The sequence below is a fragment of the Nocardiopsis moroccensis genome, from assembly GCF_055763695.1.
In genome coordinates this window covers 3,613,376-3,640,000 of sequence record NZ_CP199747.1, presented here as the reverse complement: position 1 = coordinate 3,640,000, position 26,625 = coordinate 3,613,376, and the positions used below count along the sequence as shown (strand labels likewise).

20 protein-coding genes and 1 other RNA gene are annotated in these 26,625 nt (G+C 69.8%); 16 read left to right on the top strand and 5 right to left on the bottom strand.

All coding sequences use genetic code 11. The annotated features are described in order from the left end of the window. The first annotated feature begins 102 nt into the window (after positions 1 to 102). The 13 genes from ACUKCB_RS16145 to ACUKCB_RS16085 all read left to right on the top strand — a co-directional run bounded on the left by ACUKCB_RS16145 (position 103) and on the right by ACUKCB_RS16085 (position 17,401). The gene (locus tag ACUKCB_RS16145; RefSeq protein ID WP_473036437.1) at positions 103 to 1,782 is read left to right on the top strand and encodes a glycoside hydrolase family 3 protein; all 1,680 of its coding nucleotides are present in this window, start codon (positions 103 to 105) and stop codon (positions 1,780 to 1,782) included. 95 nt (positions 1,783 to 1,877) lie between these two features. Next, complete coding sequence (locus ACUKCB_RS16140) at positions 1,878 to 2,534, top strand: HAD family hydrolase (protein WP_473036436.1); 657 nt, start codon at positions 1,878 to 1,880, stop codon at positions 2,532 to 2,534. 89 nt (positions 2,535 to 2,623) lie between these two features. Continuing rightward, entirely contained in the window at positions 2,624 to 3,082 is a 459-nt protein-coding gene (locus tag ACUKCB_RS16135) for a DUF6912 family protein (protein ID WP_473036435.1), read from the top strand. A gap of 259 nt (positions 3,083 to 3,341) precedes the next feature. After that, positions 3,342 to 4,037 carry an HAD family hydrolase gene (locus ACUKCB_RS16130; protein WP_452546534.1) on the top strand — a complete coding sequence of 232 codons (696 nt, stop codon included), beginning with the start codon at positions 3,342 to 3,344 and terminating at the stop codon, positions 4,035 to 4,037. A gap of 440 nt (positions 4,038 to 4,477) precedes the next feature. Then, positions 4,478 to 9,358, top strand: a complete 4,881-nt coding sequence (locus tag ACUKCB_RS16125) for an NAD-glutamate dehydrogenase (protein ID WP_473036434.1) — start codon at positions 4,478 to 4,480, stop codon at positions 9,356 to 9,358. Between the two features lie 115 nt (positions 9,359 to 9,473). Next, complete coding sequence (gene prfB, locus ACUKCB_RS16120; protein WP_473036433.1) at positions 9,474 to 10,592, top strand: peptide chain release factor 2; 1,119 nt, start codon at positions 9,474 to 9,476, stop codon at positions 10,590 to 10,592. A gap of 365 nt (positions 10,593 to 10,957) precedes the next feature. Then, the gene (ftsE, locus tag ACUKCB_RS16115; RefSeq protein ID WP_191268333.1) at positions 10,958 to 11,647 is read left to right on the top strand and encodes a cell division ATP-binding protein FtsE; all 690 of its coding nucleotides are present in this window, start codon (positions 10,958 to 10,960) and stop codon (positions 11,645 to 11,647) included. A gap of 89 nt (positions 11,648 to 11,736) precedes the next feature. Then, complete coding sequence (gene ftsX, locus ACUKCB_RS16110) at positions 11,737 to 12,648, top strand: permease-like cell division protein FtsX (protein WP_473036432.1); 912 nt, start codon at positions 11,737 to 11,739, stop codon at positions 12,646 to 12,648. A gap of 79 nt (positions 12,649 to 12,727) precedes the next feature. After that, positions 12,728 to 13,192, top strand: a complete 465-nt coding sequence (gene smpB, locus ACUKCB_RS16105) for an SsrA-binding protein SmpB (RefSeq protein ID WP_191268332.1) — start codon at positions 12,728 to 12,730, stop codon at positions 13,190 to 13,192. A 35-nt stretch (positions 13,193 to 13,227) separates the two neighbouring features. Next, a complete protein-coding gene (locus ACUKCB_RS16100; protein WP_473036431.1) occupies positions 13,228 to 15,264 on the top strand; it encodes a penicillin-binding transpeptidase domain-containing protein in 2,037 nt (678 codons plus the stop codon). Positions 15,265 to 15,668: 404 nt separating this feature from the next. Next, positions 15,669 to 16,040, top strand: a transfer-messenger RNA (tmRNA) gene (ssrA, locus tag ACUKCB_RS16095). Positions 16,041 to 16,320: 280 nt separating this feature from the next. After that, positions 16,321 to 17,058 carry a CPBP family intramembrane glutamic endopeptidase gene (locus ACUKCB_RS16090; RefSeq protein ID WP_473036430.1) on the top strand — a complete coding sequence of 246 codons (738 nt, stop codon included), beginning with the start codon at positions 16,321 to 16,323 and terminating at the stop codon, positions 17,056 to 17,058. A 10-nt stretch (positions 17,059 to 17,068) separates the two neighbouring features. Next, on the top strand, positions 17,069 to 17,401 hold the full coding sequence (locus ACUKCB_RS16085; RefSeq protein ID WP_452546496.1) for a PadR family transcriptional regulator: 333 nt from the start codon (positions 17,069 to 17,071) through the stop codon (positions 17,399 to 17,401). Here the strand turns inward: ACUKCB_RS16085 and ACUKCB_RS16080 are convergent. Further along, complete coding sequence (locus ACUKCB_RS16080) at positions 17,293 to 19,848, bottom strand: MFS transporter (RefSeq protein ID WP_473036429.1); 2,556 nt, start codon at positions 19,846 to 19,848, stop codon at positions 17,293 to 17,295. The genes ACUKCB_RS16085 and ACUKCB_RS16080 overlap by 109 nt on opposite strands. A 106-nt stretch (positions 19,849 to 19,954) precedes the next feature. Here ACUKCB_RS16080 and ACUKCB_RS16075 point away from each other — a divergent pair, with 106 nt between their 5' ends. Continuing rightward, the gene (locus ACUKCB_RS16075) at positions 19,955 to 20,287 is read left to right on the top strand and encodes an ArsR/SmtB family transcription factor (protein WP_473036428.1); all 333 of its coding nucleotides are present in this window, start codon (positions 19,955 to 19,957) and stop codon (positions 20,285 to 20,287) included. A gap of 58 nt (positions 20,288 to 20,345) precedes the next feature. Here ACUKCB_RS16075 and ACUKCB_RS16070 read toward each other — a convergent pair whose 3' ends face one another. From ACUKCB_RS16070 to nagA, 3 genes are all read right to left on the bottom strand, one after another. Next, positions 20,346 to 20,852 carry an SRPBCC family protein gene (locus ACUKCB_RS16070; protein ID WP_473036427.1) on the bottom strand — a complete coding sequence of 169 codons (507 nt, stop codon included), beginning with the start codon at positions 20,850 to 20,852 and terminating at the stop codon, positions 20,346 to 20,348. Between the two features lie 106 nt (positions 20,853 to 20,958). Further along, the gene (locus ACUKCB_RS16065) at positions 20,959 to 21,267 is read right to left on the bottom strand and encodes a hypothetical protein (RefSeq protein ID WP_191268326.1); all 309 of its coding nucleotides are present in this window, start codon (positions 21,265 to 21,267) and stop codon (positions 20,959 to 20,961) included. A 102-nt stretch (positions 21,268 to 21,369) separates the two neighbouring features. After that, complete coding sequence (gene nagA / locus ACUKCB_RS16060; protein WP_473036426.1) at positions 21,370 to 22,503, bottom strand: N-acetylglucosamine-6-phosphate deacetylase; 1,134 nt, start codon at positions 22,501 to 22,503, stop codon at positions 21,370 to 21,372. Between the two features lie 631 nt (positions 22,504 to 23,134). Here nagA and ACUKCB_RS16055 point away from each other — a divergent pair. Continuing rightward, on the top strand, positions 23,135 to 23,650 hold the full coding sequence (locus tag ACUKCB_RS16055) for an NADPH-dependent FMN reductase (protein ID WP_473036425.1): 516 nt from the start codon (positions 23,135 to 23,137) through the stop codon (positions 23,648 to 23,650). 68 nt (positions 23,651 to 23,718) lie between these two features. On the opposite strand, the gene ACUKCB_RS16050 is transcribed toward ACUKCB_RS16055, so the two are convergent. Next, positions 23,719 to 24,630 (bottom strand): hypothetical protein, encoded by a 912-nt coding sequence (locus ACUKCB_RS16050; RefSeq protein WP_473036424.1) that lies wholly within the window; start codon positions 24,628 to 24,630, stop codon positions 23,719 to 23,721. A gap of 388 nt (positions 24,631 to 25,018) precedes the next feature. On the opposite strand from ACUKCB_RS16050, the gene ACUKCB_RS16045 reads away from it, so the two are divergent. Beyond that, positions 25,019 to 26,623, top strand: a complete 1,605-nt coding sequence (locus ACUKCB_RS16045) for a GDSL-type esterase/lipase family protein (RefSeq protein ID WP_473041028.1) — start codon at positions 25,019 to 25,021, stop codon at positions 26,621 to 26,623. Positions 26,624 to 26,625 lie beyond the last annotated feature (2 nt).

Here is a 26,625-nt window from a genome sequence, read left to right as displayed (position 1 = left end):
CCCCGAACCCGCCCGCGCCACGGCGGGGTGCGCCCTCCCCGGCCCCGCGACCGGGTAGTCTCCGGCGGCAAGCAGCGACCCGCCGGAGAATGAAGCCCCGCCATGAGACCGTCCGTTCCACCTGCCCTGGCCCCGGCCTGTGTGGCCCTCACCCTGATCAGCACAGCCTGCTCCACACCCGAGGAGGTGGACACCTCGCCCGGCAGCGATGACCGGAGCCCCGGAGCCTCGGCCGAACCCTTCGAACCGGTCCTGGCCCCGCAACTGCTCGCGGACATGGACCTGGACGACAAGATCGGCCAACTCCTGGTGCTCACCGCGCAGGGCACCACGGCCGCCGAGAACGCCGCCCAGATCGAGGCGCACCGCCCCGGCGGCCTCATCTACTTCGACGCCAACCTGAACGACGCCGAGCAGATCGCCCGGATGTCGGCGGATGTCCAGGACCTGGCCGCCGAACAGGGGCAGGGCGTCCCCCTGCTGATCGGTATCGACCAGGAACAGGGCCTGGTGGCCCGGATGCCCGTGGGCACCCGGTTCCCCGACGCCATGGCGGTCGGCGCCACCGGGGACACCGAACTGGCCGCCCTGCGCGCCGCCACCACCGCCGAGGAGCTCACCGCCGTCGGCGTCAACATGAACTACGCGCCCGACGCCGACGTCAACACCAACCCCGACAACCCGGTCATCGGCATCCGGTCCTTCGGCTCCGACCCGGAATCGGTCTCCGAGATGGTGCTCGCCGAGGCCGGAGCCTACGCCGAGCACGGTGTGGTCCCGGTGGTCAAGCACTTCCCGGGCCACGGGGACACCGACGTGGACAGCCACACCGGGCTGCCCGTCATCGACATGCCCCGGGACCAGTGGGAGGCCGAGCACCTCCCGCCGTTCCGGGCGGCCGTGGACGCGGAGGTGGACGCGATCATGACCGCCCACGTGCTCATGCCGCAACTGGACGCCGAGGAGGACCCGGACCCGGCCACGCTGTCCCCGTCGATCATCGACGGCATCCTGCGCGAGGAACTCGGCTACGACGGGGTGGTCACCACCGACGCCCTCAACATGGAGGGCGTGCGCCAACGCCACGACGACGGCGAGGTGGCCGTCCGGGTGGTGGAGGCCGGTGTGGACCAGCTCCTCATGCCGCCGGACCCCGCGGCGGCGGTCTCCGCGCTGCGCGAGGCCGTCGGGAGCGGGAGGATCACCGAGGAGCGCATCGACCGGTCCGTCCTGCGAATCCTCACCCTCAAGGAGAGGCGCGGGATCCTCGAGGGCGGATCCGCCGATCCGGCCGGGGCCGCCCAGGTACTGGAGGAGCCCGAGCACGCCGAGGCCGCCCAGCGGGTGGCCGACGCCTCGGTCACCCTCGTCCGCAACGAGGCCTCCCTGCTGCCGCTCGCCGAGGGCACACGCGTGCGTGTGCGGGGCGTGGGTGCCGACCGGCTCTCCCCGGCCCTGGCGGACGCCGGCCTGGAGGTCGTGGACAGCGGTGAGGAGGTGCTCGTGGTGGGCACCGACGGCGCCCGGGGGTCGCAGGAGCAGCAGGGCCTGGTCTCCGCGGGCGAGGCCGCGGGCACACCGGTCGTCGTGGTCTCCCAGGGCGGCCCCTACGACCTGGAGGCGTTCCCCGAGGTGGACGCCTTCCTCGCCCTGTACTCGGCGGTGGAGGTCTCCCGGGTGGCCGCGGCGAAGGCGATCGCGGGGGAGCTCGACCCGTCCGGAACACTGCCGGTGGCCATCCCCGGGGCCGAGGTGAGCGCCGGAACCGGGCTCGGCTACTGACCGGACCGCGTGGTTGAACGGTGCGGGGAACGGGAAGAACCGTTCCCCGCCCGGACCCCTCCGGGCGGAAGACGTCCAGGAAGGGAGGGGATCGGATGAACGGCGCCCGACGCGGTGTCATCTCCGACTGGGGCGGTGTCCTCACACCGCCCCTGCTCGACGGCATCCGGGCCTGGCTCCAGGCGGACCGGATCGATGCCGAGCACTACTACGAGGTCATGCGGCCGTACTTCGACGGAAGCCTGCCCGACAACCCCGTGCACGCACTGGAGCGGGGCGAGATCGACACCGGTGAGTTCGAACGCGACCTCGCCGCCCTGCTGCGCTCCACGCACGGCGGCCCCGTGGTGGCGGACGGGCTGATCCACCGCATGTTCTCGAACTTCGACCCGGTCCACGACATGTACGAGACCATCCGCTCGGTGCGGTGGAGCGGTGTCAGTACCGCGCTGCTGTCCAACTCCTGGGGCAACGGGTACCCGCGCGAACACTTCTCGGACACCTTCGACACCGTGGTGATCTCGGGCGAGGTGGGTATGCGCAAGCCCGAGGAGCGCATCTACCTGCACACCTGCGAACAGATGGGACTCAGCCCCCGGGACTGCGTGTTCATCGACGACCTGGAGCACAACGTGGCGACCGCCGAGTCGCTCGGGATGACCGGCATCCTGCACACCGACGTGGCCAGCACCCGCCAGAAGCTTTCCCGCTTCCTGGCCCCCGAGGGCGAACCCGAACGCCAGCGGGTCTGATCGCGGAACGGTCCGCGGCGGGGCGCCGGTCCGGTCACCACGGGTTCTTTGGGAAACTCGTAGGGACCCGACCACGCCCTGGAGCTCCCATGTACGTCTTCCTTCCCAGCACCGTCCCCGCTCTGGCGGCCCTGCTCGACGCGGGCCGCCTGGAGGGTGCGGAACTCACCGCCTTCACCGCCGATCCCGGACCGGGCGGTGACCTCGAGGAGGCCGGGTACGACGCCATGTACGCGGCCGCCGAAGCCTCGCTCGGACTCCTGGCACAGGCCCCCGAGGCGCCCCGCCGCCGCGTGGTGCTCGCCGCGGAGATGCCCGACCACGTCGTCGAACACGAGGCCCGCCACGCCGACGGCGTCGCCCGGGTCAGCGTCCGGGCCGGTGTGCCCTACAAGAGGCTCAGGTCCGCGCACGTGGACGACGCAGACGCGGCCGAGGACATCGCCAGGGCCGCGGCGGACCCCTCCTCCGACGCCGCCGACGAGCACGAACTCATGTGGTTCGCCGTCCAGGAACTGCGCCATCTCGTCGAGGACTCCCGGATGTGACGGAGGGCGGGAACCGCCTCCGCAGATCGGGTGAACCGCGGTGATCTTGCTACCAGGGGCAACTTCGGCGCCGAAATCGCCCCTGGTAGCAAGATCACGGTGAAAGAGGGGATCGCATCCGCCCGCTCGGGCCCGGAACCCTGTCCCGACCCCTGCCCCTGGCCGGATTCGGACGTCGTTTCCTCCCCGAATCGCCCGTCCGGCACAATGGTTGCGTCCCCGAACCCCGACCGCCGAGGAGTCAGCCATCAGCCGCCTGGTGCTATGGAACATCGACCTCACCCTCCTCGACGTGGGGCAGGTGATGCGGGCCGCCTACGCCGAGGCCTTCGAGAAGGTCACGGGTGAACCGCTGGTCTACCTGACCTCGTCGGCGGGACGCACCGACTCGGAGATGTTCTTCGAGTTCTGCGCCCGGAACTACGTCGATCTCGAACCCGACACCGACACCCTGGCCGACTTCCTGGCCGCTCTCGAGACGGCGTTCGGCGCCCGCCACGAGCAGCTCCTGGCCAAGGGCCGGGTCATGCCGGGAGCCGCGGCGTCCCTGGCCGCCGTCGCCTCCATGCCGGACACCGTCCAGACCGTGGTCAGCGGAAGCACCCGGGCCAACGCCACCGCCAAACTGGTGGCCTTCGGCCTGGACACCCACCTCAACCTGGCCGTGGGCGGGTTCGGTTCGGTGAACTACCCCAAGTCCAGCCTCATCCAGTCCATCCGGCTGCACGCCACGGGCGAGGGCGGCCGGGCCTACGCCGAGGAGGAGACGGTGTTCGTCACCGGTTCGGCCCCGGACGTGCGCGCCGCCCTGATCGGCGGAGCGACCCCGCTCGCGGTGCTCAACGGCACGGCTACCGAGGGCCAGTTGCGGGAGGCCGGAGCGCAGATCGTGCTCCCCGACCTCAGCGACCCCAGGGCCGTGATGACCGCCGTCCACCGGGCGACGTCCCGATAACGGCGGTGAGCGCCACCGATGGCGGGTTGCGGCTCCGTGCGCACCCTCGTCAGCCGCGTCGAGGCCGGTGCCGGGGACGGTGCCGCCAGGAGCCCCCGGTGATCTCCGCAATCCGTTTCTTACAGTAGGTAACCACCGTGTAACGGTGTTGGTCCTGTCCTCGGGCGCGAAAAGCAGTAGCCTGTTCACGGTCCCCACGTCGTGGGGGCCGCGCAGGGGCAGGGACAACGGTGTTCCACCGCCCCGTTTGACGCGACCTGTGCGCACAGGTACCAAGCCGACCACCGCCTTCAGGGGTTCACTGCGACCCGAGGCGCTCACGAAAAGTCACAACTCAGCACAGAAGTTCACGGGTCAACTGACGAGCCACACACGTCACATGACCGGGTGTTCTCCCATGCGTTCGTGCGACGTTGCTCACAAAGGAGTGAGAGTTCCCTATGTCCGGGCAATCCGACGTCATCCTCCAGAAGCTGCTCAGCGACGCGGCCTCCCGGTGGAATCCCGGGGACCGACTGAGCCCCGAGTCCGCCGACGCGGTCCGTCGCTTCCTTCCCTTCTACTACCGGCACACCGATCCCGAGGAGATCAGCGGGCGCAGCCCCGAGCAGATCTGCGGGACCGCCGAGGCCCACCGCTCCTTCGGCGCCGAGCGCGCCCAGGGGCGGGCCAAGGTCCGGGTCTACACCCCGGACCTCGACCGGGACGGCTGGGAGCAGCAGACCAGCATCGTCGAGATCGTCACCGACAACGCGCCCTTCCTCGTCTCCTCCGTCACCATGGCCCTGCGGGACCTGGGCACCGGGGTGCGGCTGATCATCCACCCCCAGATGACCGTCGGCCGGGACCTGTCCGGCCGCCTCCTGGAGGTCGACCCGGAGATCGGCGGTGACGGCCTGCTGCCCACCGACGAGTCGTGGATGCACATCGAGATCGACCGCCAGAGCGATCCCGACCGGGTCAAGGAGATCACCACCAGGCTGGAGCGCGTCCTCAACGACGTCCGCTGCGTGGACGAGGACTCCGCCAAGATGAACGACCGGGTCATCCGGATCGCCGACGAGCTGGCCGCCTACCCGGACCGCCTGGTCTCGGGCGGCGTCGACCAGCGTGAGATCGGTGAGAGCGTCGACTTCCTGCGCTGGATGGCCGGCCGTCACTTCACCTTCATGGGCTACCGCGAGTACTCCCTCGTCACCGACGAGAACGGCGACGACTCGCTGCGCCCCGAGCCCGGCACCGGCCTGGGCATCCTGCGGATGGACTCGCCCGCCTCCACCAGCTTCGCGGCCCTGCCCCCGGAGATCCGCGCCAAGGCCCGTGAGCCCTACGTCCTGGTGCTCACCAAGGCCAACTCCCGCGCCACCGTCTACCGGCCCAAGTACCTGGACTACATCGGGGTCAAGAAGTTCGACTCCCAGGGCAACATCGTCGGCGAACGCCGCTTCCTCGGCCTGTTCACCTCCCAGGCCAACACCAGCAGCATCGCCCAGATCCCGATCCTGCGCCGCAAGCAGGCCGAGGTCCTCTCCCTGGCCGGGTTCGAGGCCGAGAGCTACGACGGCAAGGACCTGATCGAGCTCCTGGAGACCTTCCCCCGCGAGGAGCTGCTGCAGATCCCGGTGGGCGAGCTCTACAACATCGTCCGCGGCGTCCTGCGCCTGCGCGACCGCCGCGGCACCAAGCTGTTCATGCGCCGCGACCCCTACGGCGGCCGGTACATCTCCTGCTTCGTGTACATGCCGCGCGACGAGTACAGCACCCGGGTGCGGCTGGAGATCCAGAAGGTCCTCGCCGACGCCTTCCAGGGCGCCACCATGGACCACAACGTGATGATCGGCGCCGCCCCGCTGGCCCGCCTCTACCTGGTGGCCCGCGCCCGGCCCGGGCACACCCTCGCCGACATCGACCAGGTGGCCCTGGAGGAGAAGGTCCGCCGGGCGGCCCGCTCCTGGGACGCCGACTTCGACGACGCCCTCATCGACGAGTTCGGCCCGACCCGCGCCACCACGCTCAAGGAGCGCTACGCCTCCGGGCTCACCGAGGCGTACAAGGTCGACAACAGCCCGGCCTTCGCCGCCAGGGACATCGCCCGCGTCGAGGGCCTGCTCAAGCGGACCACCCCGGGTTCCCGCCAGGGCGAGTTCTCGGCAGGCCTCTACCAGCCCGAGGGGGCCGACCCCTCGACCTGGCGGTTCCGCCTGGCCCGGATCGGCGAACCCATCTCGCTGTCCCGCGTGCTGCCCGTGCTGGAGCACCTCGGCGTCGAGGTGGTCGACGAGCGCCCCTACGACCTGCACGTAGAGGGCCTCGACAAGGTCTGGATCTACGACTTCGGACTCGGCCCGCTGGAGTCCTCCGACCTCTCGCCCGCCCGCCTCAAGGCACTCTTCGAGGACGCCTTCGACGCCTCTTGGCGCGACCTCAGCGAGTCCGACCGGTTCAACGCCCTGGTCGTGCGCGCCGGGCTCGACTGGCGCCAGCTCACCGTCCTGCGCGCCTACGCCAAGTACCTGCGGCAGACCGGGTCCACCTTCAGCCCCGACTACCTGGCCGACGTCCTGGTCGCCAACGTGGGGATCGCCAACCTGCTGGTGGACCTCTTCGAGAACCGCTTCGATCCCGACCGGGACGACGAGGGCCGCGACGAGCGCTGCGAGGTGATCGCCGGCAAGATCAGGAGCGAACTGGAGGGCGTGGCCAGCCTGGACCACGACCGCATCCTGCGCTCGTTCCTGGCGGTCATCCAGGCCACCCTGCGCACCAACCACTACCAGGGCGGAGGCGAACGCCACCCCTACCTGGTGCTCAAGCTCGACCCGCAGGAGATCCCGGACCTGCCCAACCCGCGTCCCCGGTTCGAGATGTACGTCTACTCGCCGCGCGTCGAGGGCGTCCACCTGCGCTTCGGCTCCGTGGCCCGCGGCGGCCTGCGCTGGTCGGACCGGTTCGAGGACTTCCGTACCGAGATCCTCGGCCTGGTCAAGGCCCAGATGGTGAAGAACTCCGTCATCGTGCCCAGCGGCGCCAAGGGCGGGTTCGTCTGCAAGCGGCTGCCCGTCGGCGGTAGCCGTGAGGAGGTGTCGGCCGAGGTCGTCTCCTGCTACAAGCAGTTCATCAGCGGCCTGCTCGACGTCACCGACAACCTCGTCGACGGCCGCGTCGTGCACCCCGAGCGCACGGTCCGGCACGACGCGGACGACTCCTACCTGGTGGTCGCCGCCGACAAGGGCACCGCCACCTTCTCGGACACCGCCAACGCGATCTCCATCGAGCGCGGCTTCTGGCTGGGCGACGCCTTCGCCAGCGGCGGCTCGGTCGGTTACGACCACAAGGCCATGGGCATCACCGCCCGCGGTGCCTGGGAGTCGGTGCGGTACCACTTCCGCGAGATGGGCGTCGACGTCCAGCAACAGCCGTTCACCGTGGTCGGGATCGGTGACATGTCCGGTGACGTGTTCGGCAACGGGATGCTGCTGTCCAAGCAGATCAAGCTGGTGGCCGCCTTCGACCACCGCCACGTCTTCCTCGACCCGGACCCGGACCCCGCGACCTCCTGGGCCGAACGCGAGCGGTTGTTCCACCTTCCGCGCAGCACCTGGGAGGACTACGACCCCGAGCTGATCTCCGAGGGCGGGGGCGTGCACCCGCGCACCGCCAAGTCGATCACCCTCACCCCGCAGGTACGCGAGGCCCTCGGTATCGACGAGGACGTCACGGCGCTCACCCCGGACGAGCTCATCCGGTACGTGCTCACCTCGCCGGTGGACCTGCTGTGGAACGGCGGTATCGGCACCTACGTCAAGGCCGGCAACGAGACCGACGCCGACGTCGGGGACAAGGCCAACGACCAGGTGCGCGTCGACGCCTCCGCGCTGCGCGTGAAGGTGGTCGGGGAGGGTGGCAACCTGGGCCTGACCCAGCCCGCCCGGATCGAGTTCGCCCGGGAGGGCGGCCGGGTCAACAGTGACTTCATCGACAACTCCGCCGGTGTGGACACCTCCGACCACGAGGTCAACATCAAGATCATGCTGGACCGCGAGGTGCAGGCCGGCGAACTCGCCAAGGACGACCGCGACCAGTTGTTCATCGACATGACCGACGAGGTCGCCTCGCTGGTCCTGGACAACAACTACGCCCAGAACACGGTGCTGGCCGCCGCGCGCAAGCAGGCCCACGAGATGCTGCACGTGCACGGCCGCTACATGCGCCAACTGGAGCGCGCCAAGGTCCTCAAGCGCAAGCAGGAGGACCTGCCCTCGGACAAGGCGATCGCCGAGCGGCGGGCCCAGGGCAAGGGGTTGACCGGACCGGAGTTCGCGACGCTGCTCTCCTACACCAAGATCAGCCTCAAGGACCAGATCGAGCTCTCCGACCTGGCCGACGACCCCTACCTGGCGTCGACCCTGACGAACTACTTCCCGACGCCGCTGCGCTCGGACCGCTTCGCCCCGGGGGTGGAGTCCCACCCGCTGCGCAAGGAGATCATCGTCAACCAGGTGACCAACCAGATGGTCAACCGGTCGGGGATCACCTACGCGTTCCGCCTCAACGAGGAGCTGGGCTCCAGCGCCGCGGACATCGCCCGCGCCTACCTGGTGGTCCAGGACGTCCTCCAGCTGCGCAGGTTCTGGGGCGAGATCGAGGCGCTGGACCACCGGATCTCCGTGGACAGCCAGCTGGCGCTGCTGCTGGAGACCCGCAAGCTCGCCGAGCGCTCCGCCCGGTGGCTGCTGCGCAAGCGGACCTTCCCGTTCGACCTGAGCAGTGAGATCGGTTTCTTCGCCGAGGGCGTGGGCGAGGTCCTGCCCCAACTGGAGGACCTGCTGCGCGGCCGCGACCGGGAGGCCTTCGAGGAGCGCCGCGACCGGTACACCTCGCTGGGGGTGCCCACCGGCCTGGCCGGGCAGGTCGCCGCCATGGTGCCCGCCTACTCCACCCTGGACCTGGTGGAGATCGCACACCGCACCGGCCACCCGGTCGGCCGGGTGGCCGGCCTGTACTTCGAACTGGCCGACCGGTTCAACATCAGCTGGTGGCGTGAGCGGATCATCGACCTGCCGCGGGACGACCGCTGGGGCACGATGGCCCGTTCGGCGCTGCGCGACGACCTGTACACGGCGCACGCCGACCTGACCGGCCGGGTCCTGGAGTCGGGGACGGCGGAATCCAACGCCGAACTGATCGCCGGCTGGACCGAGCAGAACGAGACCGCGGTGGAGCGCGCCGGGATCACCCTCTCGGAGATCCAGGAGAACGAGCGCTTCGACCTGGCCACCCTGTCGGTGGCCCTGCGGTCGATCCGTTCCCTGGTCGACTAGGCCGACCAGGAGACGGGCACACGAGGGGCGTGCGGGCGACCGCGCGCCCCTTTCGTGCCCTGACGGGAAGCGCGGATGGGGGACCGCCCCTTTACTGGGTCCTACACTGGGTCCCGTGGCAGAACTGGACCCAGCAGAGAAGATCAAGGAACTCGCGGCGACCCTGGCGAGTGTGACCGCCGTGTTGGACCTGGAGGCGATGCAGACCCAGATCGCCGAACTGCGCGAGCAGTCCGCGGACCCCGACCTGTGGTCCGACCAGGGCAACGCGCAGAAGGTGACGCGCCAGCTCTCCGTTCTGGAGTCCATGGTCAACAAGGTCGGTGGTATCAGGCAGCGCCTCGACGACCTCGGGGTGCTCTACGAGCTCGCCGAGACCGAGGACGATCCGGACACCAAGGCCGAGGCGGACCGTGAGCTCGAGCAGCTCCGCAAGGACATCGGTGAGCTGGAGGTGCGTACGCTCCTCAACGGGCCGCACGACGAGAACGAGGCCATCGTCACCATCAACTCCCAGGCCGGCGGCGTCGACGCCGCCGACTGGGCGCAGATGCTCCAGCGCATGTACCTGCGCTGGGCGGAACGGCACGGATACCCCACGGATGTCTACGAGACCTCCTACGCGGAGGAGGCGGGTATCAAGTCCACCTCGTTCGTGGTCAAGGCGCCCTTCGCCTACGGCACGCTGAGGGGGGAGCACGGCACCCACCGGCTGGTGCGCATCTCGCCCTTCGACAACCAGAACCGGCGCCAGACCTCGTTCGCCGGCGTGGACGTCGTGCCGGTGGTCGAACAGAGCGATCACATCGAGATCGACGAGACCGAGCTGCGAGTGGACGTGTACCGTTCCAGCGGTCCCGGCGGTCAGGGCGTCAACACCACGGACTCCGCGGTGCGTATCACCCACCTGCCCACGGGCATCGTGGTCTCCTGCCAGAACGAGCGTTCGCAGCTGCAGAACAAGGCCACCGCGATGTCGATGCTCCAGGCCAAGCTCCTGGCCCGCAAACGCGAGGAGGAGCAGGCCGCCCTGGACGAGATCCGCGGCGACTCGGTGAGCAGTTGGGGGACCCAGATGCGCAACTACGTGCTGCACCCCTACCAGAGTGTCAAGGACGTGCGGACCGGCGCGGAGACCGGTAACACCTCGGGTGTCCTGGACGGTGAGATCGACGGTTTCATCGACGCCGAGATCCGGTGGATGCGCAGTAGGGAGAAGAACGAACAGAACTGACCCGCCGGGCCCCGGACCGCGGTGTCCCCGCCCCGAAGGCGGGGACACGCCCGGTCGCGGTATTCCCACCCAGAGTGAGTGAACGCGTGTGGCGAGCGGCCTTGTATCCAGATGGTGACGCCCGCGTCTCCGTAGTTTTACCGAAACTACTATATGTGAACGTTATCATCGGTTGACACCTCCGATATGCTCGTGGCTGTTGTCCGATAGTGCTCTGATCTCCACAGATCTCGCGGGTGTGACGGGACCTGGACAATCCGGGCCGCGGCCCCCTCTAAACTGTCGGTGGCCATGCGGCCGGTACGATCCCGAGCGGAGCTCTCTCCGTCGGGTGCCCATACCTTCGAGAGCCTTGTGATGCGCCTGTGATCCACTTCGATAACGTCACCAAGCAGTACCTGACCCAGAAGCGCCCCGCGCTCGACGGTGTTTCCATCGACGTGGACAAGGGCGAGTTCGTCTTCCTGGTCGGCCCGTCCGGCTCGGGCAAGTCGACCTTCCTGCGCTTGGTGCTGAAAGAGGAGAAGCCCAACGAGGGTCGCGTGCACGTCGCGGGCAAGGACCTCGCGCGCCTGTCCAACTGGAAGGTTCCGCACCTTCGCCGCCGCATCGGCTGCGTCTTCCAGGACTTCCGCCTGCTGCCGAACAAGAACGTCTTCGAGAACGTCGCCTTCGCCCTGGAGGTCATCGGCAAGCCCCGGCGGTTCATCAAGAAGGTCGTGCCCGAGGTCGTCGAACTCGTCGGGCTCGAAGGCAAGGCCGGGCGGATGCCCGGGGAGCTCTCCGGTGGTGAGCAGCAGCGCGTGGCCATCGCCCGCGCCTTCGTCAACCGCCCGCAGATCCTGCTGGCCGACGAGCCCACCGGAAACATCGACCCGGCGACCTCCATCGGCATCATGAAGGTCCTGGACCGAATCAACCGCACGGGAACCACCGTCGTCATGGCGACGCACGACGCCGCCATCGTCGACTCGATGCGCAAGCGCGTGATCGAGCTTGAAGAGGGCTTGGTGGTGCGCGACCAGACGCGAGGCGTCTACGGCCAGGCGTACTGACCTCTGGCACGCTCGTCGCCGCGCGGTCGGTCGGCGACCGCGAGACAACCGGCACGGCGAAGCCCCGAAGGATGGACCTTTAACAGATCATGCGAGCACAATTCGTTCTCTCCGAGACGTGGATCGGCCTACGTCGCAACCTGACGATGACCATCGCCGTCATCACGACGGTGGCCATCTCCCTCGCCTTGTTCGGTGCCGGTCTGCTGGTCAACCAGCAGGTTTCCGAGATGCGCAACTACTGGGACCAGCGGATCACGCTGACCGTCTACATGTGCAACGACATCTCCCCGACCGCGGCCTGCCAGGAGAACGGCGCCGCGACACCGGAGGACCGGGAGGCGCTGGAGGAGCAGCTCCGGTCGCTGTCCGAGGTCGAGGACTTCCGCTACCTCACCGCCTCCGAGGCGTGGGCCGACTTCCAGGAGCGCATCGGCTCCTCCAACGAGGCGCTCGCGGAGGCCGCGCAGGAAGGTGACATCCCGGAGAACTACCGGGTCCAGCTCACCAACCCCGACCACTACGACACGGTCCGCGCGGCGGTCGACGGCGCCTCCGGTGTCGACTCGGTCTCCAACGACCAGCGGGTCCTCGAACAGTTCTTCGGGCTGCTCGACGGGCTCAAGTGGGCCGCCCTCGTGGTCGCCGGCGTCCAGTTGGCCGCCGCCGCGCTGCTGATCGGCAACACCATCCGCCTGTCGGCCTACAGCCGCCGCCGGGAGACCGGCATCATGCGGCTGGTCGGTGCGTCGAACTTCTACATCCAGCTGCCCTTCCTCCTGGAGGGCGCCATCGCCGGTTTCATCGGCGGTGTCATCGCGTCCGGGTTCATCGTGGCCACCAGGTACACGCTGCTCACCCAGATCGAGGAGTGGTTCCAGTTCGACGTGGCACTCGGCACGGGTGCCCTGCTCTACGTCATCGGTGTGTCGATGATCCTCGGTGTGCTCCTGTGCACCGTTACCTCGTTCCTCACCCTGCGCCGCTACCTGAAGGTCTGACGGGTCACCGCCGGACACGGGCGGGCCGGGTACCGGGGGGTCACACAGTGGCCCCCCGGACGCATGAAGGGATACAACCGTGGCCAAGGAAACCGGGCAGAAGAAGATCGCCCAGAACCGGCGGGCCCGGCACGACTACCACATCGACGAAACCTACGAGGCGGGTCTGGTCCTGACCGGAACCGAGGTCAAGTCCCTCCGGCAGGGGCGGGCCTCACTCGTGGACGGTTTCGCCCACATCCACGACGGTGAGGTGTGGCTGGAGGGTGTGCACATCCCGGAGTACACCCAGGGGACCTGGACCAACCACTCGGCCCGCAGATCACGTAAGCTACTCCTGCACCGCGAGCAGATCTCCCGGCTGATCGGCAAGACCCGTGAGCCCGGGCGCACGCTGGTTCCGCTGTCGCTGTACTTCAGCGACGGTCGGGCCAAGGTGGAGATCGCTCTGGCTCGCGGTAAGCGTGAGTACGACAAGCGCCACGCCATCGCTGAACGTGAAGCCAAACGCGACATGGAACGCGCGCTTCGCCGACGCCGTTGAGCCGTCCCATGAGGCGCCTGAAAGGAACACACAAGGTGTCCCCCCGTCCCCTCGGCCGCAGGATCGCGGCCGCCAGCAGCGGCCTGATCGTCGCCCTGAGCCTTGCGGCGTGTACGACCCACCCCAGCCCGGAGGTGGCGGTCAGGTCCTTCCTCCTCGCCTGGCAGGACGGGAACTACGCCGAGGCCGCCCGCCACACCGACGGTGACCCCGAAGAGGTCGAGCGGGCCCTGGCCGACGTCCACGACCAGCTCGACCTCGCCTCCATCCGTTTCGACCTCGGCCAGATGTCCCTGCGGGACGAGTCCGCGACCGCCGAGTTCGAGGTCACCGCGGACCTCGGCATCGGGGACCCGGTGTGGAGCTACACCGGGCGGATGCCCCTGGAGGACGGACCGGCGGGCTGGCGGATCAACTGGTCGCCCGGGGTCATCCACCCCGACCTGGGCGAGGGGGAACGCCTCGCGGTCAGCTACGAGATCGAGGACCGCGGCCAGATCCTCGACCGCGAGGGCGAACCCCTGGTCTCCGCGGACAGCGTCACCGCCTTCGGTGTGCTGCCCGCCGACATGGAGGACAAGGAGGCGGGCGTCACCGAGCTCGCCGAACTCCTCGACGAGGAACCCGAACCGCTGCTCAACCGGGTGCGTTCCGCCCCGCCGGAGCAGTTCCAGCCGCTGGTCCTCATGCGTGACGCGGAACTGGACGGAACCCTCCTGAGCGAGGCCGGGAAGATCTCCGGCGTCGACACGCAGGAAGTCAAGATCAACCTGTCCCCCCGGGTCGCGCCCTTCCTCCTCGGTGAGGTCGCGGGTACCGCCGAGCACCGGGTCTCCGCCCGGGTCTCCGGTTCCTACCAGGCCGGCGACACCGTCGGCCTGAGCGGCCTGCAGAACATCTTCCAGCACGAACTCGCCGGTTCGGCCACCACCCAGGTGGTGACCCTCGGCGGGGACGGCGAGCAGACCGACGTCCTGGAGTCGTGGGAGGGCGTCCGCAGCGGCGGCGTCGAGACCACCCTCGACCTGGCCACGCAGAGCGCCGCGGAGAGTGCGCTGGAGGCGCTGCCCGGCAACGGGTACATCGTCGCCGTCGACTCCACCAACGGTGAGGTCCTGGCCGCGGCGAACGCCTCGGGCAGTGCGGCCGACGACGGCGCCTTCACCGGCTCCTACGCCCCGGGCGGGGCCTTCACCCTGGTGTCGTCCCTGGCTGCCCTGGACTCGGGCGCGGTCACCGGGGACACCCCGATGCCCTGCGGTTTCCAGTCCGAGATCGGTGACCAGGTCTTCACCAACCCCAGCAGCGGGTTCCTCTCCGACAACCCCACCCTGGCCCGCAACCTGGCCTACATGTGCACCGTCGGCTTCGTGGACATCGCCTCCGAGGTCGGCCCCGAGGCGCTCACCGAGACCGCCGCCCGGCTCGGTCTGGGTGCCGACTGGCAGCTTCCGCTGCCCGTCTCCTCCGGCACCGTCGACATCGACGGCGGTGACGCCGACGTGGCCTCCGCGATGGTCGGCGAGCACGGTGTCCGGACGAGCCCGCTCGCCATGGCCCTGGCCGCCGGTGCCATCGCCGACGGCTCCTGGCACGAACCCACGCTCGTCCGCGAGGAGGGGCCGACCCGCTCCGGCGAGAACGCACTCGACGAGGCGCACCTGGAAGTGGTCCGGGAGGGGCTGCGGAACGCGGTCGCCAACCGGATGCCCGAGCTGAACCTCGGCGGGGACGAGGTGTCCGGCCAGGCTGCCCGCACCGAACAGCACGACACCGCCCTGCACTGGTTCGTCGGTTACCAGGGTGACGTCGCCTTCGCGGTACTGGCCGAGGTCGACCCCGAGATAACCCAGTGGCAGCAGTACGCCGTCACCGCTGCGGTGAGTTTCCTCAACGGGATGGCCAACGGGACCGTGCCCGAGGGCCAGGTACCCCCGGTCGAGAACACGGCCCCGCCGACGGAAGCTCCGGGCACCCAGACCGGTCCCGGTACCCAGACCGGTCCGGGAACCGAGGCCGGTCCGGGAACGGAAACCGGTTCGGGGACCGAGGCCGACCTCAACGGGACCTGACCGGAGGACTCGGAGAAAAGAAGGGCGCCGCCGAGCAACCCGCGGGTTGCTCGGCGGCGTCTTCTCCTATGACTGGGATCGCGACAGGGGGTAGCGGCCAGTCGCAGAGGGCAGGACCTCGTCTCGGGGGAGGCCCTGCCGGTTCCACAGGTCGGCCCGACCCTGCCGACCGCCCCCGTGAGCTGCGTAGACCACATCTGGAGTCCGCCTCACGGGGGTTTCTCCCTGTTCGGGAGGGTGCAAGGGAGACCGCTCCGATCCGAACCAGGATCTTTGCCCGCACCGGGAATCAGCTTGGTTCCCACACTGTTCAACAGGTAGAGTGACGAACACGAGAGTGCTCGCACACTCGCATGTCAGCCGCCCCGAATCCACGGGTGACGGGTGGTTTTGACAACTTCACAGGGGGTGATCGGTTTCGACTTCGGTAGTCGTTCCAGGGGAAGCGGGTCGAGGGTTGCGTTTGTGACCTCGTTAATCCTGCATTCGCATAAATTCAAGTGCCAATTCTAAGCGCACTGAGTTCGCTCTCGCTGCCTAAGCGATTGTGACTCTGTCGGTCCGGGCTCGTCATCGGCTCGGGATCCGGCACCATTCAGATGACTTACCGCTCAGATCAGGCCACGGGGCCTGAGTGGGACATTTTCGTGGCTGGGCCCGTCAGCGATGTGTCTGTGCAAGCGCTGGGGCCGAGTAGAACGACATCGCAGACTGCACCCGGAGAAGCCCTGGCTCGGTGCTGAAGGACGCGGGTTCGATTCCCGCCACCTCCACCTGACAACGAGACGACCCTGTTCGCGCATTCGCATGCGACCAGGGTCGTTTTGTCGTTCCTGCTGGGGAACCGCCTCAGACCCCCTCGCGCTCCTCGGTCTCCGGACCGCGGGGCGCTTTTGCGTGTCCGGGCCCAGATGCGGGGCGGGGCGGGTGGTCCTGCGGGGCCTCCCGTCCCGCCCCTCCGCTCCCGGCGCCGAAGGGGTTCGTGTGGCTATCTAGGTTGTAATCCTAACTAGGTTGCTTTACCTTCTAAGTAGTGAAGCCGACCAAGGAGACGCCATGCCCCCCGAGCTTCCCGCCCCCGACTTCTCCGTCCCGGCTCTGGCCGTGGTCGCGGTCATGGCCGCCTACCTGCTGCTGGTCGAGCCCTTGTGGGGGAAGAGCTGGTTCGAGCGGATGAAGCGCGACCGCGACACCGACCCGAACGCCTTCACCCGTCTCTTCGGGTGGGGCATGGTCGGCTCCTGGGGCCTGACCGCCCTCGTCGCGGTGTCCGTCCTGCTCTCCCCGGGGGTCTCCTGGGCGCACCTGGGGTTCACCCCGGGAGTGGACTGGAGCACGTTCGCGGGGGTCGTGGTCGGGGCGTCCATCGCGGTCGCGCTGTTCGCCTTCCTGGCCCGGCGGTACGGATTCGGGCCGCGGATCCTGGCGGACCTGCGGCCGCGCAACGGGCGTGAGCGCCGGTACGCGGTCGGAGTCTCGGTCACCGCCGGGATCTGCGAGGAGATCATCTTTCGTGGCCTGTTCATCGCCGTGGGCGTCTCCCTGGGGCTGCCGCTCTACGCGGCGGCGGGGATCAGTCTCGCGATCTTCACCCTCGCCCACCTGTACCAGGGGCCGAAGGCGATGGCGGGGGTCGGTCTCATCGGTTTCAGCTTGACCTACCTGTACCTGAGCACCGGGAACCTGCTGCTGCCGATCCTGCTGCACGTGCTGATCGACCTGCGCGGGTTCCTGCTCGCCCCTGAGCCCAGGAACACTGACGGGGCGCCCGAGAACGTCGCCACCACGGCCTGAAGGAGTACGAATGGATCGACGATCGAGCTGGTTGAAGGGGGTCCTCGACCTCCTGGTCCTGGCCGGGCTGACCGAGGGGGAGAGCTACGGCTACGCCCTGGCGGCCCGGCTGGACGAGGCCGGGTTCGGCCGGATCAAGGGCGGCACCCTCTACCCGGTGCTGAACCGGCTGGAGGAGGCGGGGCTGGTGGTCGCGGAGTTCCGGGCGGCGGCGAAGGGGCCGGGACGGCGCTACTACCAACTGACCGACCACGGCCGTGAGGTCCTCGCGGAGCAGGGCGCCGCGTGGCTGGAATTCGACGGGTCCGTGCGCGAGGTCCTCGGGAAGGGCGGTATCCGATGAGTTATCTGGACGAACTGGAGAAGCTGCTGCGTGAGCGTGGCGTGGCGCCGCAGTGGATCCGGGCCACGACGGACGACCTCGCCGCCTTCCTGGCCGAGGGCGGCACGGACCCGGAGGAGGAGTTCGGTCCGGTGGCCGTGTTCGCCGACGACCTCACCGGGGAGGACGGCGGGACCGGGTCCGCGACCGGGCCCGGGGCCGAGACCCTGGTGTGGGGTGCGGATGCCTTCGAGTCGCCCGTTCGGATGAATGAGATGGGCGCCCAGGGGTGGGAGGTCGACCGGGTGGACCCCAGGGGCCGCTTCGTCAGCCACCGGGACGAAAAACCCCAGACCTGGGAGTACCGACAGGAGTCCGCCCTCGGAAGCCGGGACCGGGCACGGATGGCCGGCCGGCTGGCTCCGGAGGGGTGGGAGCCGTGCGGCCACTACTTCACCTTCGCCTACTTCAAGCGGGCGCGGGCCGCTCTGGTCGGCCCGCGGGCGGAGCTGTCCGAGCGGCCCGAGCCCGGCCGCAAGCGCTTCTTCTGGAGTCTCCCGGGGCTGGTGTTGACCGCGATCGCCCTGCTCGTCGGGGTCGTGGGACTGTTCGGTCTGGGGCGGACCCTCTGGGCGGGCGACGCCGCGGACCGGGTTGCGACCCTGTCGGGTGCCCTGGTGGGCGCCGCTGTGGGGATGGCCGTCACGACCCTCGTGCTCTGGCTGCTCTTCAAGCTGTTCGCCAGGGTCCGGAACCGCTGACCACCCGGACTCCTGGAGGAGCGGGTCGTCACCGAGCGCTTCGCCGCTCTCCGGGACGAACCCGCCCCGGACCTGTTCCGCACGGTCCTCGACCCCTTCCCCGTCGTCGGCGTCGTCGTCCCCGCCGCCGGTGGTCGGTGCGGCGGCCTCGTCGGCGGGGGCGCCGGCGGGGGTCCCGCCACCACGCAGCAGGGCGGCGATGATCACGAGGAACAGCAGGCAGACTCCGGCGAGGATCCAGAGGACGTTGTGGAACGCCCCGTCGTAGGCACCGACGAGGAAGGACGCGAATCCGCCGTCGTCGCCGGGCAGTTCGGTGGCGGGGCCGGAGGTGTGCCCGCCCGCCAGTTCGTTGGCGACGGCGTCCGCCTGCCCCGCGCCCTCGAAGGCTCCGATACCGTCTCCGATCCGGGAGGACAGCAGGGTCGCGAGAAGGGAGCCGTACACGGCCACCGCGATGGCCTCGCTGCCCAGTCGCAGGGTGTTGAGGAAGCCCGCGGCCATCCCGGCCTTCTCCTCTGGCACGATCTCCAGGGCCAGACGGTCGACCAGACCGGCGGGCAGGCCCATGCCCGCACCGGTGATGAGCATCGGCGCGGCCACGACGGCCAGGGAGGCGTCCGGCCCGAAGAGCAGCAGGCCGAGGTCGCCGAGGACCAGGCAGGCCAGGCTGACGTAGAGCAGGAGCAGAGCGGGCACGCCCCGGGCCACGAGTGCGGCGGCGATCAGGGGGCCGACCAGTACGGGGAGGGTCAGCAGCACCATGATGAGCCCGGCTGTTCCGGGGCCGTATCCGCCGACCACCAGCAGGTAGCTGGGCAGGTAGGTGAGGATGGTGACGAAGCCGAACGACGCGGCGACCGGTACCAGGCACAGGCCGACGAACCGGCTGTTGGTGAGCAGGCTCAGGTCCAGCATCGGATCATCGCGGCGGTTCTCCACGACCGCGAAGAGGGCGAGGGCGACGGCGGATCCGGTGAAGAGGCCGAGGACGCTCGGGCTGGCCCACCCCCACTGGGAGCCCTGCACGATGGCGGTGGTGAGCAGGAGCATCGCGATGATGAACAGCAGGCTTCCGGGGAGGTCGATCCGGGCACCGGGGCGACCGCCCCGGGGCACCCCACGGGCGATGAGGGGTACGGCGGCCAGGACCAGGCCCAGGGCGATGGCGTGGGTGCCGAAGATCCAGCGCCGGCCCAGGGCCTCGACGATGAGACCGGAAAGGGAGGGGCCGAGCGCTACGCCGACACCGGCGACGGTGCCGAACAGGGCGAAGGCCTTGGCTCGGTCGGCCCCGTCGAAGACCGTGGCGAGGATGGCGCTGCCGCAGGCGAAGATCGCGGCCCCGCCCAGGCCGGCCAGGCCGCGGGCCAGGTCGAGCAGGAGGACGTCGGTGGCCAGGGCGCTGGCGAGGGAGGCCGCGGCGTAGATCGCGGCGCCGACGGTGAAGGCGCGCATGCGTCCGACGATGTCGGCGATGGAGCCCCAGGCCAGGGTGAAGCAGGCGAAGGCCACGTTGAAGGCGTTGAGGACCCACTGCAACGGAACCAGGTCTGCTCCGGTGTCCGCGCCGATCGCGGGCAGGGCCACGGCTGTGCCGGAGATGGAGGTGGGGACGACGAAGACCGCGAGCAGGATCGCGGCGAGTATGAGAATCCGGGAGGGCGGCGCGCCCGTCGCGGTTCGCGCCGTCGGTGTTTCGGGCATCAGGGGGTCCCTACTGTAGGTTCGATAAATTTCGAACCTACAGTCACACGAAATCTAGGTATGATGCAAGTAGAACCTACTCGTGATGGAGGACACAGGAGGGGCGATGCCTGATCCGGAAGGCCACCCGGACGCCGAGGAGATGGATCTGCGGCTCGTGATGAGCGCGTTGGCCGATCCGCTCCGCTACCAGGTCATCTCGGGCCTCATTGCCGAGCCGGAGGGGGCTGAGCGGAGCTGTGTGTCCTTCGGTCTGCCGGTGTCGAAGTCGACGCGCACCTACCATTTCAGGATCCTGCGCGAGGCCGGGCTCATCCGGCAGGTCGACCGCGGCAACAGCCGGATGGCCCAGCTCCGCCGCGGCGAGATCGAAAAGCGCTTCCCCGGCCTGATCACCCTGGTCCAGCGCAATCCGGCTCGCGTGACCGAGGAGGTCTGACCCCCGATCGGGACAACGGCCGCGGCGGGGGAGTGGGGGAGGCGTTCCGGATGCGGGGTCAGCGCACTTCGGTCAGTGGGCCGAAGTGGTTTCGGGTGTCCTTGACCAGGGAGGCGAGCAAGCTCTCGGCCAGGGGCCTGCCCAGCTGGAGAGCGCTGTCCAGACCCTTCCACGGGGTGAAGGCGAACGACCACACGAGCTTGCTTCCGCCGTCGAAGGGGAGCACGCGGTAGTCCTCGGCGAAGGCGCCGAACACGGGGAGGGTGCCCTCGGTGGCGTGGAAGGACTTGCGGCGTTCGGTCTCGTCCCAGTGGAAGAAGCGCTCGCGCATCCGGTACGCCCCCAGAACACTCGCCTCGCGGGTGGTGCCCACGCCGAAGGGCGCCTCGGAGGTGTAGCGCACGTCGGGCAGCGCCCGGCACCAGGACAGCGGCAGGGGCGAGGTGAGCCCGGCCCAGACCTCGTCGGGGGAGGCTGCCAGTTCGAGCCCCACGCGCCAGCGCATGGGCGCGGTGTCGAAGAAGGTCTCGTCGACGGGGTCGAGTGCGTAGCGGAAGGTGGTCACGAGGGGTCCTGTTCGTCCGGGGGCGCCTCCGGTGAAGGTACCAACTTCCGCGGTGGCACGGAGAGGGGGCGGCGCCGGCCGGCGCCGCCCCCTGACGTACGGCTTCCTATTCCTTGGTGGCCCCGACGAGCCATGCGACCTTGTGGGCGGTGAGCGGCACGCTCCCGCTGTTGCCCAGATGAACCCCGAACGAGGCGATGAACGCGAAGTCGTGTTCACGGCGCTCGCAGATCACGTCCTCGACCGCGTGCGCGGAGGACGGGTTGCGCACCCGGAGACAGAGTGCGGGTTCGTCGACCACTTCCGCCCGGACCTCGTAGCGGGACAGTTCGCTGGCGAGTTTGCCGAGGTGTTCGTGTTCCTCGGAGGGCACCCGGGTCGGCTGCTGCTCGTCGGCCTGTCTCGACTTGGCCATGGCGAATCCTTTCGTGTCAAGCACGGTGCTTTCCTCGACGCCCTGTCCATAATTGTTGCCCAGGGGCAAGTTACTAATCCGTACCGTGCGCACGACACGCCGTTACGCTACCCAACTGCCCCGATACATCACGGCATCGACCGAAAGGTCCTCATTGAGCACCACGAGGTCGGCGTGGCCCCCGACCTCGACGCTCCCGACGCCGGACAGCCCCAGCGCCGCGGACGGGACCGAGGACGCCGACCGGATCGCCTCCGCGGTGGGAACGCCCGCGGCGACCGCGTTGCGCACCGCCTGGGGCAGCACGATCGTGCTGGAGGCGATCGCGCCGGTCTCCACCACGTGTGCCCTGCCGTCCGTCACGCGCACGCGTAGCTCGCCGAGCGTGTACTCGCCGTCTCCCAGGCCCGTCGCCGACATCGCGTCGGTCACCAGCGAGACCCGGTCCGGGCCGGCCGCGTCGAACACCAGCCGCGCGGCCCCCGGGTGGACGTGCACGTTGTCCAGGATCAGCTCCACGGTCACGCGTTCGTCGCCCAGTACCGCTGCGATCGGCCCCGGGTCGCGGTGGTTCAGCGGGCGCATCGCGTTGTACACGTGGGTGGCCACCCTCGCTCCGGCGTCGATCGCGGCGAGGGTCTGCTCGTAGCTGGCCTCGGTGTGCCCGACCGCCGCCACGACGCCGGAGGAGTGCGCCGCCCCGATCAGGTCCAGGGCTCCGGGCAGCTCCGGGGCCACCGTGATCATCCGGACGTGCCCGCGCCCGGCCTTGAGCCAGGCGTCGAACTCGGCGGTGTCGGGGTCGCGTAGCAGGTCGGGGTCGTGGGCCCCGCATTTGGACCGTGCAATGAACGGCCCTTCGAGGTAGATTCCGGCCAGTTCGCCCGCGTCGCACAGTTCGGCCAGTGCTTCGACCTGGCGGAGCGTGTTTCGGGGGTCTGCCGCGACCAGGCCGCCGACCAGGGAGGTCACCCCGGCCCGGCGGTTGAAGGCCACGATCTCCCGAACCCCCTCCGGGTCGGCGTCGGGGAAGGCGTGCCCCGTGCCGCCGTGGATGTGGGTGTCGACCAGCCCCGGTGCGACCAGCCGTCCGCCGACGTCGTGCCGCTCGCCCGGGCCGGGGTCGCCGGTGCCGAGCCCGGCCACCCTGCCGTTCTCGATCCGGACCCAGGTTTCACGGGTTCCGTCGGCCGTCACGGCACGCGCGCCGGTCAGGATGAGGGGTGTCTGGACCATGTTTCGGGCTCTCCCTGTGTCTGGGGTCCGCTGTTGAGCGGGTGCCGATTCCTGTGTGTCGTAAATTACATCCGGGTGGCCGAGCGGTTCGGCGGAGGCCGTGCGCACCTCAGCCGGGTCACGTATTCCCAGCGGAACAGGGTGATCCCGCTCCCTGGGACGGTTGTCCGCGAGGTGGACCGGGCCGCGCGGAGCCCGCCGGCCCCGAAGGAGGGGAGGCGGCACGCATTGACGATAGCGGCCGGGGCGCCCCATGATGGAGACATGTCCGCCGGTGAGCTGCTTGTCCAGCGCCTGCATGTCGATCTGAGACAGCAGGCGAGCGCGCTCTGTCGTAGCTAGCGCCTTGCGGGGTTCGCGCCCCGCGCCACGGTTCTGACCCGTGCCCCTGTGCCCTTACGCAGACACCGGACGCTCATCTCTCCCGACTGGGTCCCGGACCTCTTCCACCGGTCCGATTGAGCACCCCGCCCGAGCCGACGCACACGAGCCCCGGACGACGAGGTCCCGCTCCGCTTCGGTTCATGAGGAACAACGGTCCTCCTCCGGTGTCAACGATTCCGATCACCGCCCCCCGCGTTCCTTCCGGTCGATCCCGGCTTGCTCTGACCGAACCCAGGAGTTCTCCGCCATGACCCGTTTCACCGTGCTCGTCGCCGCACCCCAGACCCACTCCTCCGTGCACACGGCCGCACTGCGCGCCGCGGCGGAGGTCGCCACCCGGGCCGGCGTCACCTCCCGCCCCGAACTCATCGACCTGGCCGAGCTGGGTCCGGACCTGCTCAACGATTCCTCGGACGCCGTGGCCGAGGCCCTGGACCGGATCCAGCGCAGTGACGTGCTGCTGGTGGCCTCCCCGCAGGTGCACGGCACCTACACCGGACTGCTGAAGGTCTTCCTGGACCGGCTGCCCGAGCTCGGCCTGGGCCACACGGTCGCGGTCCCGCTGGCCGTCGTGGAGGACCTGCGCAACAGCCGCGGCATCGAGGAGGACCTGCGGATCCTCCTCGCCGACCTGGGTGCCTGGGTCGCCGAGCCCGGCCTGATCCTGGCCACCGACGAGACCCACCAGCCGGAGAGCGTCGTGCGCGCCTGGGCCGACGTGGCCGCCCCCGGTCTGCGCGAGGCCGTCTCCGTCGCCGCCTAGCACGGGCCCGGGCCGGGCGGCTGCCGCCGGCCCGCCGTACGGGGCCCGCCGGCGGCAGCTGCCCGGGGCTACTCGGCCCGTGCGGGGGAGTCCTGCCCGCGCAGCCTGCTGGTGTCGGCCTCCGCCGCGGCCACGTTGCCGCGGACCAGGACCACCACGAGCAGGGTCAGCGCGAAACCACCGATCCGCAGCGCCAGCGTCAGCGGGTCCTGGGGCAGTTGTTCGCCGAACAGGACCGTGCCGACCACCACCACGAACACGTTGCCGACCACGTTGGACACCGGAGCCGTGATGGAGGCGCGGGAGCGCTGGAGCGAGGTCTGGAAGAGCACGATGCCCACCGCCCAGCCCAGTGCGTACAGGTAGGGGTAGGGCGAGAGCAGGGCGGGGACGATCGCCGCCGGCAGACCGTTGTCGGCCAGCAGGCCGCCCAGGCCCTTGCCCTGGAGCCCCGCACTGCCCTGGGCGAGCCCGGCGGCGGCGCCCATCGCGGCGGCCGAGACGTACCTGCCCCGTCCACCCGCGAGTCCCATCGCGGCCACGCACGCCACGACCGTGACCACACTGACCGTGATCAGCAGCGGGGCGCTCGCGGTCGTGCCGGTCTCGGCGCCGTCGGCGGTGGACAGGCTGAGCAGGCCCAGGGCCACCGGCATGACGCCCAGCGCCACGTACTCGCCCCTGGTGATCCGCTCGCCCAGGACCAGCGTGATGACCAGCAGCATGGTGGCCACGCCCGCCGCGAAGGCCGGTTGGGCCACGGACACCGGGGCCAGGCCGAGGGAGACGATCAGGCCCACACTGCCCAGGGCGGCGAAGACGCAGCCGAACACCCAGCGCGGGTTACCCAGCAGTACCCTGGCCAGATGCAGGGGGCGGTTGATCGAGATCGACTCGCAGCCGTGCAGGGCGCGCTGTTCGACGGTCAGGCCGACCGTGTAGACCACTGCGGAGAGCAGCGCGACCAGGAGTCCGATCACGGCGGGCACCTTTCGGCTCGGTGTGGCGGGGTCCGGCTGGGCCAGCAGGTTGACGGGCTCTATATAACCAGTTCTAGTCTGGTCTGGCGAGCTTCTGTCCCCAGGTCGCCCGACCGGGGGTGATGGTGCTCTGATGACGGACAGGAACCTGTAACTATCCGCGAAGCGCGGCGGCGGGAGATGGGGCACGGTGCAGGACCCGGGCGAGGACGACGCCACCCCCGACGGGCAACCCCCGGAACACGGCCCCCGACGGAGCCGCTGGTCCCCGCGTGTGCCCCACTGGCTGACCGCCGAGCACTGGCGCGGCCTGACCTGGCGCGATCTCGCGGCCCGGCAGCGGGCCGGATCCCGCTTCGAACCCGGCCCCCTGGGTCTGCTCGGCGTCATGCTCGCCGCCATGGCCGCCACCCTGCTGCTCCTGCAGACCGGCTCCGGCGGACTGGGCGGAGGCCGGGACGAGCTTGCCGACGGACCCGTCCCCGTTCCAGGGCCCCCCGACGGGCGGTTGCGGATGATGATGGTGGGCGACTCCGCGACCCAGGGCAGCAGTGGCGACCACACCTGGCGCTACCACCTGTGGTCACACCTGTCGGCCCAGGGCGTCGACTTCGACTTCGTCGGCCCCAGCGACGACATGTACTCCCTCGACGAGGGGGAACCCGGCGACCGCACCTACGCCGAACCGGGCTTCGACACCGACCACGCCGCCCGCTGGGGCGCCACCGCCCAGGACCTGTCCTCCGACGTCGCCCGGGTCGCCGACGAGTACGAACCCCAGTACCTGCTCCTTCTTGCCGGGACCGAGGACATCCTGGCCGGGGGTGGCGCCGACCACGCCCTCGACGGCATTGCCGAGACCGTCTCCACGGTGCGGGTGGTGCTCGACGAGGCCCGGTTCGTGGTCGGCGAACTCCCCGGCGTGCACGGCACCGACGACGACGGGCGGGCCAACGACGAGATCGCCCGGTTCAACATGGGCCTGGTCGACCTCGCCGGACAGATGTCCTCCGCCTCCTCGCCCGTGGTCGTCGCCCAGGTCGCGAAGGACTACTCCCCGGCCGATGACAACTGGGACGCGAGCAACCCCAACGTGCGGGGCGAACTCAGGATCGCCGCGGCCTTCGCCGACGCGCTCGCCGAACCGCTGGGTGTGGGGGCCGCTTTCCCCCGGCCGTTGCCGGAACTCTCCACCGGCCCGCGGATCGCCCCCGAACCCGACCACGAGGAGACCGACGACGGACTCCTGCTCACTTGGGCGGCTGTCCCGGGAGCCACCGACTACCGGGTCCTGCAGCGCAGGGTGAGCCCTTCCCCGGACGAGGCGTCGGTGATCCCCGCGGAGGTCGACAGCGAAGGGGACGAGCGTTCCGTCCGTGTCGGGTCGCTCTTCAGCGGCGCCCGTTACGAGTTCACCGTGCGCACCATCAAGGGCCGTGACGAGGGTGTGGAGTCCGAGCCGATCCAGCTGGTGTGGGACGACGATCCGCCGCCCGGGCCCTCCTGGGTGCGGGTCCAGGCGGAAGGTTCGGTGGTGACCTGGGAGGACGTGGCGGAGGCCGGACACTACGAGGTCTGGGTCCGGCAGTTGGAGTGCGTCCCCGACGACCGCCCGGCGCCCGACGACCGGCGTGCGCCCGGTGACGTCCAAACGGAGGACTCCGGCACCGACGGGCAGGACGGTACCGGTGGCAGGGAACCCGGGGAGCCGGAGCCGAGACCGTCCCCCTCGTCGCCGCAGACACCGCGGCCCGAACCCGAACCGGCCCCCCGACCCTCCCCGACCCCTGCTCCGGAACCCTCGGGCGGCACGTCCTGTGAGCCCCGGGACGGACGGGGGCCCGAGGACGGCGAGGGCTGGCGCACGCTCGGCTCCGTCGGTGAGCGGCCGCGCTGGGAGGCGACGGTCTCCGGACCCTACGAGATCGTGGTCCGCTCCTACCGGGACTACGTGGAGGGCGGCTACTCCGACAGCGTCGTCCTGGAGGACTGATT

Excerpts from the sequence above, each read along its gene's own strand:
- nagA (WP_473036426.1), bottom strand. The coding sequence starts at position 22,503 with ATGGTCCAGACACCCCTCATCCTGACCGGCGCGCGTGCCGTGACGGCC.
- ACUKCB_RS16125 (WP_473036434.1), top strand. The coding sequence starts at position 4,478 with ATGTCCGGGCAATCCGACGTCATCCTCCAGAAGCTGCTCAGCGACGCG.
- ACUKCB_RS16090 (WP_473036430.1), top strand. The coding sequence starts at position 16,321 with ATGCCCCCCGAGCTTCCCGCCCCCGACTTCTCCGTCCCGGCTCTGGCC.
- ACUKCB_RS16045 (WP_473041028.1), top strand. The coding sequence starts at position 25,019 with ATGCTCGCCGCCATGGCCGCCACCCTGCTGCTCCTGCAGACCGGCTCC.
- ACUKCB_RS16075 (WP_473036428.1), top strand. The coding sequence starts at position 19,955 with ATGCCTGATCCGGAAGGCCACCCGGACGCCGAGGAGATGGATCTGCGG.
- ACUKCB_RS16055 (WP_473036425.1), top strand. The coding sequence starts at position 23,135 with ATGACCCGTTTCACCGTGCTCGTCGCCGCACCCCAGACCCACTCCTCC.
- ftsX (WP_473036432.1), top strand. The coding sequence starts at position 11,737 with ATGCGAGCACAATTCGTTCTCTCCGAGACGTGGATCGGCCTACGTCGC.
- ACUKCB_RS16140 (WP_473036436.1), top strand. The coding sequence starts at position 1,878 with ATGAACGGCGCCCGACGCGGTGTCATCTCCGACTGGGGCGGTGTCCTC.
- ACUKCB_RS16145 (WP_473036437.1), top strand. The coding sequence starts at position 103 with ATGAGACCGTCCGTTCCACCTGCCCTGGCCCCGGCCTGTGTGGCCCTC.
- ACUKCB_RS16135 (WP_473036435.1), top strand. The coding sequence starts at position 2,624 with ATGTACGTCTTCCTTCCCAGCACCGTCCCCGCTCTGGCGGCCCTGCTC.
- ACUKCB_RS16085 (WP_452546496.1), top strand. The coding sequence starts at position 17,069 with ATGGATCGACGATCGAGCTGGTTGAAGGGGGTCCTCGACCTCCTGGTC.
- ACUKCB_RS16080 (WP_473036429.1), bottom strand. The coding sequence starts at position 19,848 with ATGCCCGAAACACCGACGGCGCGAACCGCGACGGGCGCGCCGCCCTCC.
- ACUKCB_RS16065 (WP_191268326.1), bottom strand. The coding sequence starts at position 21,267 with ATGGCCAAGTCGAGACAGGCCGACGAGCAGCAGCCGACCCGGGTGCCC.